Consider the following 14,914-nt stretch of genomic DNA (forward strand, 5'->3'; position numbering starts at 1 on the left):
GTCTGCCAGCCGCTTTCGCCCATGAACGCTCCGACGCCCCTCCACGCCCTGCTCGACGCCGCGCCCGACGCCCCCCGCCTGCGCGAAATTCCCTACAACTACACCTCGTTCTCGGACCGGGAAATCGTCCTGCGGCTGCTTGGCGAGCGCGCCTGGACCGTGCTCGAGCAGCTGCGCCGCGAGCGCGCCACGGGCCGCTCCGCGCGCATGCTGTACGAGGTGCTGGGCGACATGTGGGTGGTCCAGCGCAATCCGTACCTGCAGGACGACCTGCTGGCCAACCCCAAGCGCCGCGCGGCGCTCATCGAAGCGTTGCACCACCGCTTGGGCGAAATCGAAAAACGCCGCCGCCCGCAGGAGGACCGGCAGCGCGATGCGCTGGTTGGGGAACTGCTCGACCATGCCCGGCGCGCGGTGCAGGCGTTTGCGCAGTCGTTCGACGAGATGGCGGCGCTGCGCCAGCGCGTCGTCAAGGTGCTGCGCCGCCACACCCACAAGGACAACATCAAGTTCGACGGTCTGAGCCGCGTCAGCCATGTGACCGATGCCACCGACTGGCGGGTGGAGTACCCGTTCGTCGTGCTGACCCCCGACACCGAGGCCGAGGTCGCCGGCCTGGTGCAGGGGTGCATCGAGCTGGGCCTGACCATCATTCCGCGCGGCGGCGGCACCGGCTACACCGGCGGCGCCGTGCCGCTGACCTGGAAGAGTGCGGTCATCAACACCGAAAAACTGGAGGCGATGACCGAGGTCGAGCACGTGCAGCTGCCCGGCCTGGCGCAGCCGGTGCCCACAATCTGGACCGAAGCTGGGGTGGTGACGCAGCGCGTGGCCGATGCGGCCGAGCGCGCCGGTTTCGTCTTTGCGGTTGACCCCACCTCGGCCGAGGCGTCGTGCATCGGCGGCAACATCGCCATGAACGCCGGCGGCAAAAAAGCGGTGCTGTGGGGCACGGCGCTGGACAACCTGGCCAGCTGGCGCATGGTCACGCCCAATGCCGAATGGCTGGAGGTGCACCGCATCGGCCACAACCTGGGCAAGATCCACGACACCGAGGTGGCCAGCTTCGAACTGCGCTACTTGGCGGCCGATGGCAAGACGCCGCTGCGCACCGAGCGGCTCGACATCCCGGGCCGAAGCTTTCGCAAGGCCGGTCTGGGCAAGGACGTCACCGACAAGTTTTTGAGCGGCCTGCCGGGCGTGCAAAAAGAAGGTTGCGACGGCATCATCACCAGCGCCCGCTGGGTGGTGCACCGCATGCCCGCGCACACCCGCACCGTGTGCTTGGAGTTCTTTGGCAACCCCAAGGATGCGGTGCCCTCGATCGTCGAGATCAAAGACTTCATGTTCGCCGAACAAAAGCGCACCGGCACCGTGCTGGCGGGCTTGGAGCACTTGGACGACCGCTACCTCAAAGCGGTGGGCTACACCACCAAGAGCAAGCGCGGCACGCTGCCCAAGATGGTGCTGATCGGCGACATCGTGGGCGACGACCCCGACGCCGTGGCGCGTGCCACCAGCGAGGTGGTGCGCCTGGCCAATGCGCGCGCGGGCGAGGGCTTTGTCGCGGTCAGCCCCGAGGCGCGCAAGAAGTTCTGGGCCGACCGCAAGCGCACCGCGGCCATCAGCCGCCACACCAACGCCTTCAAGATCAACGAGGACGTGGTGATCCCGCTCGAGCGCATGGGGGAGTACACCCTGGGCATCGAGCGCATCAACATCGAGCTGAGCCTGCGCAACAAAATCCGGCTCTGCGACGAGCTGGAGGCGTTTTTTGCGCGCGGCGCGCTGCCGCTGGGCAAGGCCGAAGACCCCAACGACATGCCCGGGCCCGAGTGGTTGGCCGAGCGCACCGAACAGGCGCTGGCGCTCATCCGCGCGGTGCGCGCCCAGTGGCAGGCGTGGAAAGAGGGCCTGGACGACCCCGCGCCGCCGGGCGGGCGCAGCCTGTTCGAGCAGTTGCAGGACCACAGCCTGCGCGCAAGCTGGAAGACCCAGTTGCGCCAGCCGCTGCGCGACCTGTTCACCGGTGCGGTGTTCGCCCCCGTGCTGGCGGAGTGCGAGGCCATCCACCAGCGCGTGCTCAAGGGGCGCGTGTGGGTGGCGCTGCACATGCACGCGGGCGACGGCAACGTGCACACCAACATCCCCGTCAACAGCGACGACTACGACATGCTGCAGACCGCGCACGAGGCGGTCGCTCGCATCATGGCGCTGGCGCGCAGCCTCGACGGTGTCATCTCGGGTGAGCACGGCATCGGCATCACCAAGCTCGAATACCTGAGCGACGCTGAGCTGGCGCCGTTTGCCGAGTACAAGCGCCGCGTGGACCCGCAAGGGCGCTTCAACCGCGGCAAGCTGTTGCGCGACGCCGCCGCGCTTGGCCCCGATGTGCACGCCGCCGACCTGAGCCAGGCGTACACGCCGAGCTTTGGCCTCATGGGCTACGAGTCGCTCATCATGCAGCAAAGCGACATCGGCGCCATTGCCGACAGCATCAAAGACTGCCTGCGCTGCGGCAAGTGCAAGCCGGTGTGCTCCACCCACGTGCCGCGCGCCAATCTGCTGTACAGCCCACGCAACAAGATTTTGGCCACCAGCCTGCTGATCGAGGCCTTTTTGTACGAGGAACAGACGCGCCGCGGCGTGTCGCTGCAGCACTGGGAGGAGTTCGAGGACGTGGCCGACCACTGCACGGTGTGCCACAAGTGCCTCAGTCCGTGTCCGGTCAAGATCGACTTTGGCGACGTGTCCATGAACATGCGCAACCTGCTGCGCAAGATGGGGCGCAAGTCGTGGCGGCCGGGCAATGCGCTGGCGATGGCCTTCCTCAACGCCACCAACCCCGAGACGATCAAGCTCATGCGCACCGCCATGGTGGACGTGGGCTACAAGGCGCAGCGCCTGGCGCACGAGGCGCTCAAGGGCTTGGCGCGCCGCCAGACCAGCGCGCCGCCGGCCACCGTGGGCACCGCCCCCATCAAAGAGCAGGTGATCCACTTCATCAACAAAAAGATGCCGGGCAACCTGCCCAAGAAAACCGCACGCGCGCTGCTGGACATCGAGGACAAGGCCTACGTGCCCATCATCCGCGATCCGCAGCGCACCAGCGCCGACGCCGAGGCGGTGTTTTACTTCCCCGGCTGCGGCTCGGAGCGGCTGTTCAGCCAGGTGGGTCTGGCCACGCAGGCCATGCTGTGGCACGTGGGCGTGCAGACCGTGCTGCCACCCGGCTACCTGTGCTGCGGCTACCCGCAGCGCGGCAGCGGCCAGTTCGACAAGGCGGAAAAAATCATCACCGACAACCGGGTGTTGTTCCACCGTGTGGCCAACACGCTCAACTACCTCGACATCAAGACCGTGGTGGTGAGCTGCGGCACCTGCTACGACCAGCTGCAGGGCTATGAATTCGACAAGATCTTCCCCGGCTGCCGCATTGTCGACATCCACGAGTACCTGCTGGAAAAGGGTGTGAAGCTGGAAGGCAAGGGCGCCTACCTCTACCACGACCCCTGCCACAGCCCCATGAAGCAGCAAGACCCGCTCAAGACCGTCAAGGCCCTGGTGGGCCCGGCCGTGGTCGCCAGCGACCGCTGCTGCGGCGAGTCCGGGACGCTGGCGGTCACGCGCCCGGACGTGTCCACCCAGGTGCGTTTCCGCAAGGAGCAGGAGCTGCGCAAAAACGAGCGCGAGCTTGCCGCGGTGGCCGAGCGCCATGGGGTGGCGACCACGCCAGGGCGGACCAAGATTCTGACCTCGTGCCCGAGCTGTCTGCAGGGGCTGAGCCGCTACGGCGAGGACCTGAGCAACGGGCTGCTGGAGGCCGACTACATCGTCGTCGAGATCGCGCGCCAGGTGCTGGGCGAAAACTGGCTGCCCGATTACGTGGCGCGCGCCAACGCCGGTGGCATCGAACGGGTGCTGGTGTGAGCGAGGTTGGGGCCGACTGCCCGCTGTGCCGCGACGACGGCGGGCTGCTGCTGTGGCGCGGTCGCGACTGGCGCGTGGTGCGCGCGCTGGGCGCCGAGGTGGCCGAGGCCCCGGCGTGGTACCGGGTCATCGCCACCGACCATGTGGCCGAATGGTCCGATCTGCCGCCGGCCGCGCAGGCCGACGCCATGGCCATCGTCACCGCCGTGGAGCGCGCCGTGCGCCGCACCCTGCAGCCGACCAAGGTCAACCTGGCCGCGCTGGGCAATGTGGTGCCGCATCTGCACTGGCATGTCATCGCCCGCTTTGATTGGGACAGCCGTTTTCCGGCGCCGGTGTGGGACGCCCCGCGCCGCAGCGCCGACGGCACCCGGTTGGCGGCGCTGCGGGCGGCGTTGCCCGCGTGCGACGCCGCGATCGTTGAGGCGCTCACCCCGCGAGCGTCCGCCCACCCTTGACCGCTGACGGAAACCGCTATGGCTGCCCATCCCGCTACCGCCCCCGTGCCCGAGTCGATCACCGTTCACGGCGCCTCGCGCGTGCTCGAGATTGCGTTTGCCGACGGCGCGCGCTTTCGCATCCCGTTCGAGCTGATGCGCGTGTATTCGCCGTCGGCCGAGGTGCAGGGCCACGGCCCCGGCCAAGCGGTGCTGCAAACCGGCAAGCGCAACGTGGACATCGTGGCGCTGGAGCTGGTGGGCAACTACGCGGTGCAGCCAACGTTTTCGGACGGCCACGACTCGGGCATTTTTACCTGGGATTATTTGTACTTCCTGGGTTCGCAGCAGGAGGCGCTGTGGGCCGACTACGAGCGACGCCTGGCCGAAGCCGGCGTCGACCGCGATGCGCCCATGCCCCCCAAAGCCGGCCACGGCTGTGGCCAACACTGAGCGAAGCCCGCTACGATAGCGGCATGAGCCAAACCCACTTCGGATTCCAGACCGTCGACGAGCGCGAAAAAGCGCACCGCGTGCGCGCCGTGTTCGACTCGGTCGCGCCGCGCTACGACCTGATGAACGACCTGATGTCGGCCGGCCTGCACCGCTGGTGGAAGGCCTACACCGTGATGGTCGCCAACCCGCAGCCAGGGCAGCGCGTGCTCGACATCGCAGGCGGTACGGGCGACCTGGGGCTGGCCATTGCGCCCAAGGTGCGGCCGGGCGGCACCGTGGTGCACACCGACATCAACGAAGCCATGCTGCGCCACGGGCGCGACCGGCTGCTCGACCACGGCATCGTGCTGCCCACGGTGGTGTGCGACGCCGAAGGCCTGCCGTTTCCGGATGGCCACTTCGACCTCGTGACGGTGGCGTTTGGCCTGCGCAACATGACGCACAAGGAACTTGCGCTGCGCGAGATGCATCGAGTCCTCAAGGTCGGCGGCAAGCTGCTGGTGCTCGAGTTTTCCAAGGTCGCGCCCCCGCTGCAAAAAGCCTACGACTGGTACAGCTTCCACGTGTTGCCGCGCCTGGGCCGCTGGGTGGCGAACGATGAGGCCAGCTATCGCTATCTGGCCGAGTCGATCCGTATGCACCCCGATCAGGAAACGCTGCGCGCCATGATCCGCGACGCCGGTTTCGGTCATGTCGACGTGCACAACCTGAGCGCTGGCGTCGTTGCGCTGCACGTGGGTTTGAAGGTCTGATATCTGCGCCCCGTGCGGGGCATGACGGAGGCACCGTGAACACAAAACTCGGGACGTGGCTGTTGGTGGCGGCGATGACGCTGTCGTCGGCCGAGGTGTGGGCCAAGCGCCTGGGTGGCGGTGGCTCGCTGGGCAAGCAGTCCAGCAATGTGGTGCAGCGCAACAGCGCCCCGCAGCCGCCTGCGCCCGCCCCGGCGCCCGCGCAGGCGCAGGCGCAGGCGCAGGCGCAGTCCGCCCCGGCCGCGCCTGCTGGCGCGGCGGCTGGGGCCGCCGGTGCGGCGGCCAAGCCGCAGCGCCCCTGGGGTGCCATGCTGGGGGGATTGGCGGCGGGCCTGGGCCTGGCGTGGCTGGCCTCGGCGCTGGGCTTGGGCGAGGCGTTTGCCCAGTTTTTGCTGATCCTGCTGCTGGTGGTGGCGGTGTGGGCGGTCGTCGCCTGGGTGCGCCGCGCGCGCACGGGCGCGGCGCGCTCGCCCCTGGCGTGGCAGGGCGCTGGCGCCGGTGCGGGCACCCCGCCCGTGACGCCGCGCAGCTACCAGCCAGGCCATGTCGGCAACGACGCTTCCGCGCGTCCGTGGGAGCGCACGCAGTTCGGTGGTGACGCGGGGGCGTCTGGCGCCTCGGGCAGCCTGATCGGCAGCGCGCTCGGCGCGGGCGCGGCGTTGACCGGCGCGCAGACGTGGGGCATTCCGGCGGACTTCGACACCGAGGGCTTTTTGCGCGCCTCCAAAGACAACTTCGTGCGCCTGCAAGCCGCCTGGGACCGCGGCGATATCCCCGCCCTGCGCGCGCTCATGACCGACGAGATGCTGACGCAAATCGAGGCCCAGCTGGCCGAGCGCGAAGCCGCCCAACCCGGCGTGCCCAACGTCACCGAGGTCGTGACGCTGGACGCCCAACTGCTGGGCATCGAGGACCTGGGCCACGCGTACATGGCCAGCGTCGAATTCTCCGGCCTGATCCGCGAGAACCCGGCGCTGGGGCCGCAGCCGTTTCGCGAGGTCTGGAACATCACCCGCCCCAAAGACGGGCGCGGGGGCTGGTTGGTGGCGGGCGTGCAGGCCCTGCAATGAGCGCGCGGTGCGGGCGCGGTCCAATCCGGCAGAATCGGGGGCATGAGCGAGCCCCCGTTTTTCTTTCGATCCCGCCCCGCGGCGGGGCCGTGGCCCCTGCCCACCCCGCCGGCGTGGTTGCGCGACGAGTTGCGCAACCGCCTCGTGCTTGGGCTCAACCACGTGCTGCAGCAGGAGCCCGAGGCCACCCAGCGCCTGCGCCGGCAGGCGGGCAAGCGCGTGCGCCTGTGCCTGCGTGCCGGGCCGGACGCGGCCATGCCGGTGCAGCTGCCGACGCTGGAGCTGCCCCTGGACATTTCGCCAGCGGGGTTGCTCCAGATCAGCCGTGAGGAGGGGCGTGCCAACGACCTGGTGCTGACCGTCACCGAGCCCTCCCCGCTGGCCTTGGCCGGCAAATTCGCGCGCGGCGAAAAGCCCACGGTGGCCATCGAAGGCGATGTGCAGCTGGCCGCCGAGGTGGCGTGGCTGGTCGACAACGTGCGCTGGGACGTCGAGGAGGACTTGGCACGCCTGATGGGCGATGCCATGGCCCACACCCTGGTGCAGACGGTGCGCCGTGCGGTGGCGGCGTTGCGCTCCGGGCTGCAACCCGCCGTGCAGGCCGCGCGCGAGCGCGCGCAGGCCCTGCGCGCGGGTGTGCGGCCAGCGCCGCCGTCGGCGGCGCCCGCGGGCGGAGCCGACGCATGAGGCGCTGGCTGCGCGGCTGGTTCATTGTCTGGGTCGTGCTGCGCTACGGCCTGGACGAGTTGGCGCTGTCGGGCTTTCGGCACCCGGTGCTGGGGCTGGTGCGCCGTGTGCTGACCATCGGGCGCGACCTGTCGGCCCCGCGCGGTCAGCGCCTGCGCGAGGCGCTGGAGCGGCTGGGGCCGATCTTCGTCAAGTTTGGCCAGGTGCTCTCCACCCGGCGCGATTTGCTGCCGGCCGATATCGCGGACGAGCTCGCACGGCTGCAGGACCGCGTGCCGCCGTTTCCGAGTGACGTGGCCATCGCCACCATCGAGCGCGCCTTTGGGCGGCCGCTGGATGCGGTCTTTGCCCATTTCGAGCGCCAGCCGGTGGCCAGCGCTTCGATTGCCCAGGTGCATTTTGCCACCCTGCGCGATGGGCGCGAGGTGGCGGTGAAGGTGCTGCGCCCGAACATGCTGCCGGTGATCGAAAAAGACCTGGCCTTGATGCGCACCATGGCCGCATGGCTGGAGCGTTTGTCGCGTGACGGCCGCCGTCTCAAGCCACGCGAGGTGGTGGCGGAGTTCGACAAATACCTGCACGACGAGCTCGACCTCTTGCGCGAAGCGGCCAACGCCGCCCAGTTGCGCCGCAACATGGCCGGGCTGGACCTGGTGCTCATCCCCGAGATGTATTGGGACTGGTGCCGCAGCGACGTGCTGGTGATGGAGCGCATGCGCGGCGTGCCGATCAACCAGGTGCAGCGCCTGCGCGAGGCGGGCGTGGACATCCCGCGCCTGGCGCGCGACGGCGTCACGATCTTTTTCACCCAGGTGTTTCGCGACGGCTTTTTCCACGCCGACATGCACCCGGGCAACATCCAGGTCTCGCTCGAGCCGGCAACCTTTGGGCGCTACATTTCGCTCGACTTTGGCATCGTCGGCACGCTCACGCAGTTCGACAAGGAGTACCTGGCGCAAAACTTCACGGCGTTTTTTCGGCGCGACTACAAGCGCGTGGCCGAGCTGCACATCGAATCGGGTTGGGTGCCGGCCGGCACGCGTGTCGACGAGCTCGAAGCCGCCATTCGCGCCGTGTGCGAGCCGTACTTCGATCGGCCGCTCAAGGACATTTCGCTGGGGCTGGTGCTGATGCGGCTGTTTCAAACCTCGCGCCGCTTCAATGTCGAAATCCAGCCGCAGCTGGTGCTGCTGCAAAAGACGCTGCTCAACATCGAGGGGCTGGGCCGCGAGCTCGACCCCGACCTCGACCTCTGGAGCACGGCCAAGCCCTTCCTGGAAAAGTGGATGCTCGAGCAGGTTGGGCCGAAAAAATTCTGGCGCCAGCTCCAGGCCGAGGCGCCGCATTACGCCAAGCTGTTGCCCGAGCTGCCACGCTTGCTGCACGACTACCTGCGCCAGCGGCCCACCGACTTGCGTCACGAGATCGACCGCCTGGTGCGGGAGCAGCGGCGCACCCAGCGCCTGCTGATGATGGTGATCTACGTGCTGTTTGGGTTCGTCGCCGGCCTCATGGCCATGCAGTGGTGGTTGCGGCTGCGCCTGTGGTAGGTGGGCTTGAAGGGTGGGGTGGTGCGCCCCACTTATAATGCAAAGTTTTGCTGAATCCCGGTTCCAACCCAGACTTCCTTGCAGGTGCAGCCATGCCCATCTACGCGTACAAGTGCGAGTCCTGTGGCCACGCCAAGGACGTGTTGCAAAAGGTGTCGGACGAGCCGCTGACCACGTGCCCGGCGTGCGGCGCGTCGACGTTTCGCAAGCAGTTGACCGCTGCCGGTTTTCAGCTCAAAGGGACCGGCTGGTACGTGACCGATTTCCGCAACAGCGGCGACTCGGGGGCGGCCGCGGGTGCGGGCGCTGCGGCCACGACGGCGAGCGCGCAAAGCAGCGCGTCGTCCAGCAGCGATGCAGGCGCGACGCCGTGCGGGGCCGCCTGTGGCTGTCATTGAGCGGTCGCGGGTCGTGGGCGCCCTGCGGCGCTGGCTGCTGTCCGGGCTGCTCGTCCTCGTCCCCCTGATCGTCACCCTGTGGGTGCTGGACTGGGTCGTCTCGACCCTGGACCAGACGCTCAACATCCTGCCCGCGGCCTGGCAGCCGGAGCGCTGGCTGGGCATGCGGTTGCCCGGCATGGGTGTGCTGCTGGCCCTGGCCATCGTGCTGGGCATCGGCGCGATCGCGTCCAACTACGTGGGCAACCAGCTCATCGCGTGGTGGCACGCGTTGCTGCAGCGCATCCCCGTGGTGCGCTCGATTTATTCGGGCGTCAAGCAGGTGTCGGACACGTTGCTGTCCGAGAAGGGCAATGCCTTTCGCCAGGCGCTGCTGGTGCAGTGGCCGCGCGAGGGCATGTGGACCATCGCTTTTTTGACCGGCGCCCCGGGCGGCGATGTGGCGCGCCACCTGCCGCCGCAGGACTACTACAGCGTGTACGTGCCGACCACGCCCAACCCGACCGGCGGCTACTTCGTCATGGTGCACCGGCGCGATGTCGTGCCGCTGGCGATGAGCGTGGACGAGGCGCTGACCTACGTCATTTCCATGGGGGTCATCGTGCCCGGGGGGCGCAAGCCCCCGCTGGCGGCCCCGGTGTCACCCGCCGGGCCGGCATGAGCCGCCCGGACCCTGTTGACCGTTGCTATCGAAGGTTATTTCCATGCACATGCGCACCACCTACTGCGGTCTGGTGACCGAGGCCCTGATGGGGCAGACCGTGACCCTGTGCGGTTGGGTCAACCGGCGCCGCGACCACGGCGGCGTCATCTTCGTCGACCTGCGCGACCGCGAGGGCACCGTGCAAGTCGTTTGCGACCCCGACCGCCCCGAGATGTTTGCCACCGCCGAAGGGCTGCGCAACGAGTTTTGCATTCAGGTCAAAGGGGTGGTGCGCGCCCGGCCCGAGGGCACGGTCAACGAATCGATCCGCAGTGGCAAGGTCGAGGTGCTGTGCCACGAGATCGCGGTGCTCAACCCCTCGGTGACGCCGCCGTTTCAGCTCGACGACGAGCACCTCTCCGAGACCACGCGCCTGACCCACCGCGTGCTGGATCTGCGCCGGCCGTACATGCAGCGCAATTTGATGCTGCGCTACCGCGTGGCGATGGAGGTGCGCAAGTTCCTGGACGCCAACGGCTTCATCGACATCGAAACGCCGATGCTGACCAAGAGCACGCCCGAGGGCGCGCGCGACTACCTGGTGCCCAGCCGCGTGCACGACGGCATGTTCTACGCCTTGCCGCAGTCGCCGCAGTTGTTCAAGCAGCTGCTCATGGTGGCGGGGTTTGACCGCTACTACCAGATCACCAAGTGCTTCCGCGACGAGGACCTGCGCGCCGACCGGCAGCCCGAGTTTACGCAAATCGACATCGAAACGTCGTTCATGACCGAGCAGGAGATACGTGACCTGTTCCAGGGCATGATCAAGACCGTGTTTGCCAACACCTTGGGCGTGGACCTGGGGACGTTTCCGGTCATGCCGTATGCCGAGGCGATGGCGCGCTTTGGCTCGGACAAGCCGGATCTGCGCGTCAAGCTCGAGTTCACCGAGCTCACCGACGTCATGAAGGACGTGGACTTCAAGGTGTTCTCGGCGCCGGCGCAAATGGCCGGTGGGCGCGTGGTGGCCCTGCGCGTGCCGGGCGGCGGGGCGTTTACGCGCAGCGAGATCGACGCCTACACCGAGTTCGTCAAGATCTATGGCGCCAAGGGGTTGGCCTGGATCAAGGTCAACGACGTGGCGGCCGGCCGCGACGGGCTGCAGTCGCCCATCGTCAAAAACCTGCACGACGCGGCGCTGCAGGCGATTGTGCAGCGCACCGGGGCGGCCAACGGCGATTTGCTGTTTTTCGGCGCGGACAAGGCCAAGATCGTCAACGACGCGATGGGGGCGCTGCGCGTCAAGATCGGTCACAGTGCCTTTGCCAAGGCTCATGGCCTGTTCGAAGACCGCTGGGCACCGCTGTGGGTGGTGGACTTCCCGATGTTCGAGTACGACGAGGACGAGCAGCGCTGGGTTGCGGTGCACCACCCCTTTACCGCGCCCAAGGACGGCCATGAGGACCTGATGGACACCAACCCCGGCGCCTGCCTGGCCAAGGCCTACGACATGGTGCTCAACGGCTGGGAGCTCGGCGGCGGCTCGGTACGCATCCACCGCGCCGATGTGCAAAGCAAGGTGTTTGCGGCGCTCAAGATCGGGCCGGAGGAGGCGCGCGCCAAATTCGGCTTCCTGCTCGACGCGTTGCAGTACGGCGCGCCACCGCATGGCGGGCTGGCCTTTGGGCTGGATCGCCTGATCACGCTCATGACCGGGGCGGAGTCGATCCGCGACGTGATCGCCTTCCCCAAAACCCAGCGCGCCCAGTGCCTGTTGACCCATGCTCCCAGCCCCGTGGACGAAAAGCAGTTGCGCGAGCTCCACATCCGGCTGCGCAACCCGCAGCCGGCGTGATACAGTGAGCCGAGTTCCCCATCAACGCACAGGAAGGAGCGTGTCATGACCGATACCACGATGGCCCCGAAAGACAAGCTGGTTGCCGACCTCAAGGTCGTCGTCTCCGACGCGGAGGAGCTGCTCGCGGCCACCGCCCATTCGACGGGCGAGAAGGTGGCCGAGCTGCGCGAGCGGCTGCAGGAAAACCTGCGCTCGGCGCGCTACCGCCTGGCCGATGCCGAAGCGGCGCTGCGCGAGCGCACGCGCGAAGTGGCCAAGGCCACCGACCACTACGTACACGAACACCCCTGGAAAGCGATCGGCGTGGCCGCGGGCATTGGCCTGCTGGTGGGCATGCTGATCGGTCGTCGCTGATCCTGCCGACCGAGGCAGGGATTGCGGGTACGCCGCCGGCATGGCACGGCAAACCGACGCGGCGCACGATGCCGCGACGCGCGAGTCGCTCTGGAGCGCCAGCCGCGGCTGGCTGCGCGACGCGGCGGAGCTGCTGCGCGTGCGCCTGGCGCTGCTGGGCGTCGAGGCTGGCGCGCATGCACTCGATGTCGTCCAGGCGCTGGCCGCCGCCGTGGCGGCGGCGGTGTTGCTCTGCCTTGGGCTGGGGTTTTTGGCCGTGCTGCTGACCGTGCTGCTCTGGGAGGGGCAGCGCGTGCTGGCGCTGGCGCTGTTTGCGGCCGTCTTCCTCACGCTGGGGGTGGTGACGCTGTTGTGGGCGCGCCGCCGCCTGCTGGGTGTGCGCTGGTTTGCCGCCAGCGCCGCCGAGCTGCAGCGCGACGTGCAGCGGCTGCGCGGTGACCGAGATGGCGCCGCCTGACCTGCGCGAGCGCCTGGCGGCGCGCCAGCACACGCTGCAGCAGCGCTCGGCCGAGTTGCGCGAACGCCTGGCCGGGCACGCGGTGGCGCTGGCGCCGGCCTTTACCTGGGCCGACCGTGCGCGCGACGGCTGGCGCTGGGTGCGGGCGCACCCCTGGGTGCCGCTGGCGCTGACGGGCGTTTTGGTGCTGCGCCGGCCGCGGCTGCTGTGGCGCGGTCTGCGACTGTCCTGGCGCGGCTGGCGGCTGTGGCTGCTCTACGGTGGCATGGTGCGGGGCTGGCGCGCTGGCGCTGGCGGTCGTTGGCCGCCCCGTTGAGCCGCACGCCGCTTCATGATGCATCCGTCCATGCCGATAGAATGGGTTCGACTGACTAGTTGAGACGCGTCCATGTTCGTCATCGTCGGCTGGCTGGTGGCCATCGGCTGTATTTTTGGTGTCTTCATCATCCACGGTGGCAACATCGGGGTGATCATGAAGGCGCTGCCCTTCGAGATGATCACCATCTTCGGGGCGGCGATCGGCGCTTTCATCGCCGGCAACCTGATGAAGGTGCTCAAGGGCGTGGGCCGCGGCCTGGGCGCGTGCTTCAAAGGCTCCAAGTACACCAAAGCGCGCTTCATGGATCTGCTGGCGCTGCTCTACGACATCTTGCAAAAAGCGCGCAAAGAAGGGCTGATGGCGATCGAGGGCGATGTGGAAAACCCCGACGCCTCGCCGCTGTTCCAAAAATACCCCACCATCGCCAGCGACCACCACACGGTGGAGTTCATCACCGATTATTTGCGGCTCATGGTCTCGGGCAACCTCAACGCGCACGAGATCGAGTCCATCATGGACGCCGAGCTCGAAACCCACCACGCCGAGGAGCACGCGGCGGTGGCGGCGCTGCAGCGCCTGGCCGGTGCGCTGCCGGCATTCGGTATCGTGGCGGCGGTGTTGGGGGTGGTCAACACCATGGGGTCGGTGGGCCAGCCGCCCGCCGTGCTGGGCGGGATGATCGGCTCGGCGCTGGTGGGCACATTCCTTGGCATCTTGCTGGCGTACGGTTTTGCCGAGCCGTTGGCCAGTTTGCTCGAGCAAAAGGTGGAGGAGGCCAGCAAGGAGTTTCAGTGCGTCAAGACCACGTTGCTGGCCAGCATGCAGGGGTACGCGCCGATGACGGCCATCGAATTTGGTCGCAAGGTGTTGTTCTCGACCGAACGGCCGACCTTCAGCGAACTCGAAGCCCACGTCAAGAAGAAGTGATGCGGCGCAGCGTCTGACCCCGTTGCGCCCACCGATCCCCTACCCCAAACCCCGTTACCGCACCGCCCATGGCCGCCTCCGGCAAGCCGCTGCAACCGATCATCGTCAAGCGCGTCAAAAAAGGCGGGCACGGCGCGCACGGGGGGGCGTGGAAGATCGCGTACGCCGACTTCGTGACGGCGATGATGGCGTTCTTCCTGCTGATGTGGCTGCTCGGCTCGACCACCGAAGGCGACCGCAAGGGGATTGCCGACTACTTCAACCAGCCGCTCAAGGTCATGCTCTTTGGCGGGCCGGGCTCGGGCGGCGCCACCAGCATCCTGGACGGCGGCGGCGACGACCTGACCAAGAGCGTGGGTGAAGTGGCCAGCGGCGAAGTCGAGCAAAAGGTGCGCGAGCTTGGCGCCCAACTGGCGCGTGCCGAAGCCATCCGCCAGGACAAGCAGCGCATCGCCACGCTGCGCGACAAGATCGAAAACATCATCAACATCAACCCCCAACTGGCGGAATACAAAAACCAGATCCGCCTGGAGATGGTGCAAGACGGCCTCAACATCCAGATCGTCGACGACCAAAACCGCGCCATGTTCGACACCGGCAGCGCGCTGGTCAAACCCTACATGCGCGACATCCTGCGCGCCATCGCGCAGGCGCTGGCCGAGGTGGACAACCGCATTTCGCTCTCCGGCCACACGGACGCCACGCCGTACGGCAGCGGCGAACGCGCCTACAGCAACTGGGAGCTGTCGGCTGACCGGGCCAACGCCAGCCGGCGCGAATTGGTGGCTGCCGGCCTGCCGGAGGGCAAGTTGGCGCGCGTGGTGGGCATGGCGGACAAGCAGTTGCTCCTGCCCGATCAGCCCTTCGACCCGCGCAACCGTCGCATCAGCATCCTCGTGCTCACGCGGGAGGCGGAAGAGCGCATGTCCAAGTCCCTCGAGGCCGCGCCGGTGGTGGACGACGCGCAGGACGTGCCGGCGGCCGTTCAGGGCCAGGGAAAACCCGCTGCGCCGCCGCCGGGCGCTGCCGCACGCCAGAGCGTGCCCTTAAACTAAGAGGATCCCGGACGGAGTCTT

15 protein-coding genes are annotated in these 14,914 nt (G+C 68.0%); all 15 read left to right on the forward strand.

The window, feature by feature from the left end; all coding sequences use genetic code 11:
* Positions 1–21 precede the first annotated feature (21 nt).
* The 15 genes from Tther_RS02525 (at position 22) to motB (ending at position 14,893) form a co-directional block, all read left to right on the forward strand.
* Positions 22–3,930 (forward strand): DUF3683 domain-containing protein, encoded by a 3,909-nt coding sequence (locus Tther_RS02525; protein WP_143900561.1) that lies wholly within the window; start codon positions 22–24, stop codon positions 3,928–3,930.
* Positions 3,927–4,388 (forward strand): HIT family protein, encoded by a 462-nt coding sequence (locus Tther_RS02530; RefSeq protein WP_143900563.1) that lies wholly within the window; start codon positions 3,927–3,929, stop codon positions 4,386–4,388. Before Tther_RS02525 ends, Tther_RS02530 begins: the two co-directional genes overlap by 4 nt.
* 18 nt (positions 4,389–4,406) lie before the next feature.
* A complete protein-coding gene (locus Tther_RS02535) occupies positions 4,407–4,820 on the forward strand; it encodes a gamma-butyrobetaine hydroxylase family protein (protein ID WP_143900565.1) in 414 nt (137 codons plus the stop codon).
* Between the two features lie 23 nt (positions 4,821–4,843).
* A complete protein-coding gene (gene ubiE / locus Tther_RS02540) occupies positions 4,844–5,575 on the forward strand; it encodes a bifunctional demethylmenaquinone methyltransferase/2-methoxy-6-polyprenyl-1,4-benzoquinol methylase UbiE (protein ID WP_143900567.1) in 732 nt (243 codons plus the stop codon).
* Positions 5,576–5,649: 74 nt separating this feature from the next.
* Positions 5,650–6,645, forward strand: a complete 996-nt coding sequence (locus tag Tther_RS02545) for a Tim44 domain-containing protein (RefSeq protein WP_143900645.1) — start codon at positions 5,650–5,652, stop codon at positions 6,643–6,645.
* A 42-nt stretch (positions 6,646–6,687) separates the two neighbouring features.
* A complete protein-coding gene (locus tag Tther_RS02550; RefSeq protein ID WP_185974981.1) occupies positions 6,688–7,332 on the forward strand; it encodes a hypothetical protein in 645 nt (214 codons plus the stop codon).
* On the forward strand, positions 7,329–8,882 hold the full coding sequence (gene ubiB / locus Tther_RS02555) for a ubiquinone biosynthesis regulatory protein kinase UbiB (RefSeq protein WP_143900570.1): 1,554 nt from the start codon (positions 7,329–7,331) through the stop codon (positions 8,880–8,882). The genes Tther_RS02550 and ubiB overlap by 4 nt, the downstream gene beginning before the upstream one ends.
* Positions 8,883–8,974: 92 nt before the next feature.
* A complete protein-coding gene (locus tag Tther_RS02560) occupies positions 8,975–9,280 on the forward strand; it encodes an FmdB family zinc ribbon protein (protein WP_143900572.1) in 306 nt (101 codons plus the stop codon).
* A 13-nt stretch (positions 9,281–9,293) separates the two neighbouring features.
* Positions 9,294–9,941: a DUF502 domain-containing protein gene (locus Tther_RS02565; protein WP_143900574.1), complete on the forward strand. Its 648-nt coding sequence runs from the start codon at positions 9,294–9,296 to the stop codon at positions 9,939–9,941.
* A 43-nt stretch (positions 9,942–9,984) separates the two neighbouring features.
* Positions 9,985–11,778 carry an aspartate--tRNA ligase gene (gene aspS / locus Tther_RS02570; RefSeq protein ID WP_143900576.1) on the forward strand — a complete coding sequence of 598 codons (1,794 nt, stop codon included), beginning with the start codon at positions 9,985–9,987 and terminating at the stop codon, positions 11,776–11,778.
* 45 nt (positions 11,779–11,823) lie between these two features.
* Positions 11,824–12,135, forward strand: a complete 312-nt coding sequence (locus tag Tther_RS02575) for an ElaB/YgaM/YqjD family protein (RefSeq protein ID WP_143900578.1) — start codon at positions 11,824–11,826, stop codon at positions 12,133–12,135.
* Between the two features lie 40 nt (positions 12,136–12,175).
* On the forward strand, positions 12,176–12,592 hold the full coding sequence (locus Tther_RS02580) for a phage holin family protein (RefSeq protein WP_143900581.1): 417 nt from the start codon (positions 12,176–12,178) through the stop codon (positions 12,590–12,592).
* Positions 12,579–12,908, forward strand: a complete 330-nt coding sequence (locus Tther_RS02585; RefSeq protein WP_143900583.1) for a YqjK family protein — start codon at positions 12,579–12,581, stop codon at positions 12,906–12,908. The genes Tther_RS02580 and Tther_RS02585 overlap by 14 nt, the downstream gene beginning before the upstream one ends.
* Before the next feature lie 72 nt (positions 12,909–12,980).
* The gene (motA, locus tag Tther_RS02590) at positions 12,981–13,838 is read left to right on the forward strand and encodes a flagellar motor stator protein MotA (RefSeq protein ID WP_143900585.1); all 858 of its coding nucleotides are present in this window, start codon (positions 12,981–12,983) and stop codon (positions 13,836–13,838) included.
* A gap of 68 nt (positions 13,839–13,906) precedes the next feature.
* Positions 13,907–14,893 (forward strand): flagellar motor protein MotB, encoded by a 987-nt coding sequence (motB, locus tag Tther_RS02595; RefSeq protein ID WP_143900587.1) that lies wholly within the window; start codon positions 13,907–13,909, stop codon positions 14,891–14,893.
* Positions 14,894–14,914 lie beyond the last annotated feature (21 nt).

The sequence above is a fragment of the Tepidimonas thermarum genome, from assembly GCF_007556705.1.
Lineage (GTDB): Bacteria > Pseudomonadota > Gammaproteobacteria > Burkholderiales > Burkholderiaceae_C > Tepidimonas > Tepidimonas thermarum.

Excerpts from the sequence above, each read along its gene's own strand:
- Tther_RS02525 (WP_143900561.1), top strand. The coding sequence starts at position 22 with ATGAACGCTCCGACGCCCCTCCACGCCCTGCTCGACGCCGCGCCCGAC.
- Tther_RS02535 (WP_143900565.1), top strand. The coding sequence starts at position 4,407 with ATGGCTGCCCATCCCGCTACCGCCCCCGTGCCCGAGTCGATCACCGTT.
- ubiE (WP_143900567.1), top strand. The coding sequence starts at position 4,844 with ATGAGCCAAACCCACTTCGGATTCCAGACCGTCGACGAGCGCGAAAAA.
- Tther_RS02545 (WP_143900645.1), top strand. The coding sequence starts at position 5,650 with ATGACGCTGTCGTCGGCCGAGGTGTGGGCCAAGCGCCTGGGTGGCGGT.
- Tther_RS02550 (WP_185974981.1), top strand. The coding sequence starts at position 6,688 with ATGAGCGAGCCCCCGTTTTTCTTTCGATCCCGCCCCGCGGCGGGGCCG.
- ubiB (WP_143900570.1), top strand. The coding sequence starts at position 7,329 with ATGAGGCGCTGGCTGCGCGGCTGGTTCATTGTCTGGGTCGTGCTGCGC.
- Tther_RS02560 (WP_143900572.1), top strand. The coding sequence starts at position 8,975 with ATGCCCATCTACGCGTACAAGTGCGAGTCCTGTGGCCACGCCAAGGAC.
- aspS (WP_143900576.1), top strand. The coding sequence starts at position 9,985 with ATGCACATGCGCACCACCTACTGCGGTCTGGTGACCGAGGCCCTGATG.
- Tther_RS02575 (WP_143900578.1), top strand. The coding sequence starts at position 11,824 with ATGACCGATACCACGATGGCCCCGAAAGACAAGCTGGTTGCCGACCTC.
- Tther_RS02580 (WP_143900581.1), top strand. The coding sequence starts at position 12,176 with ATGGCACGGCAAACCGACGCGGCGCACGATGCCGCGACGCGCGAGTCG.
- Tther_RS02585 (WP_143900583.1), top strand. The coding sequence starts at position 12,579 with ATGGCGCCGCCTGACCTGCGCGAGCGCCTGGCGGCGCGCCAGCACACG.
- motA (WP_143900585.1), top strand. The coding sequence starts at position 12,981 with ATGTTCGTCATCGTCGGCTGGCTGGTGGCCATCGGCTGTATTTTTGGT.
- motB (WP_143900587.1), top strand. The coding sequence starts at position 13,907 with ATGGCCGCCTCCGGCAAGCCGCTGCAACCGATCATCGTCAAGCGCGTC.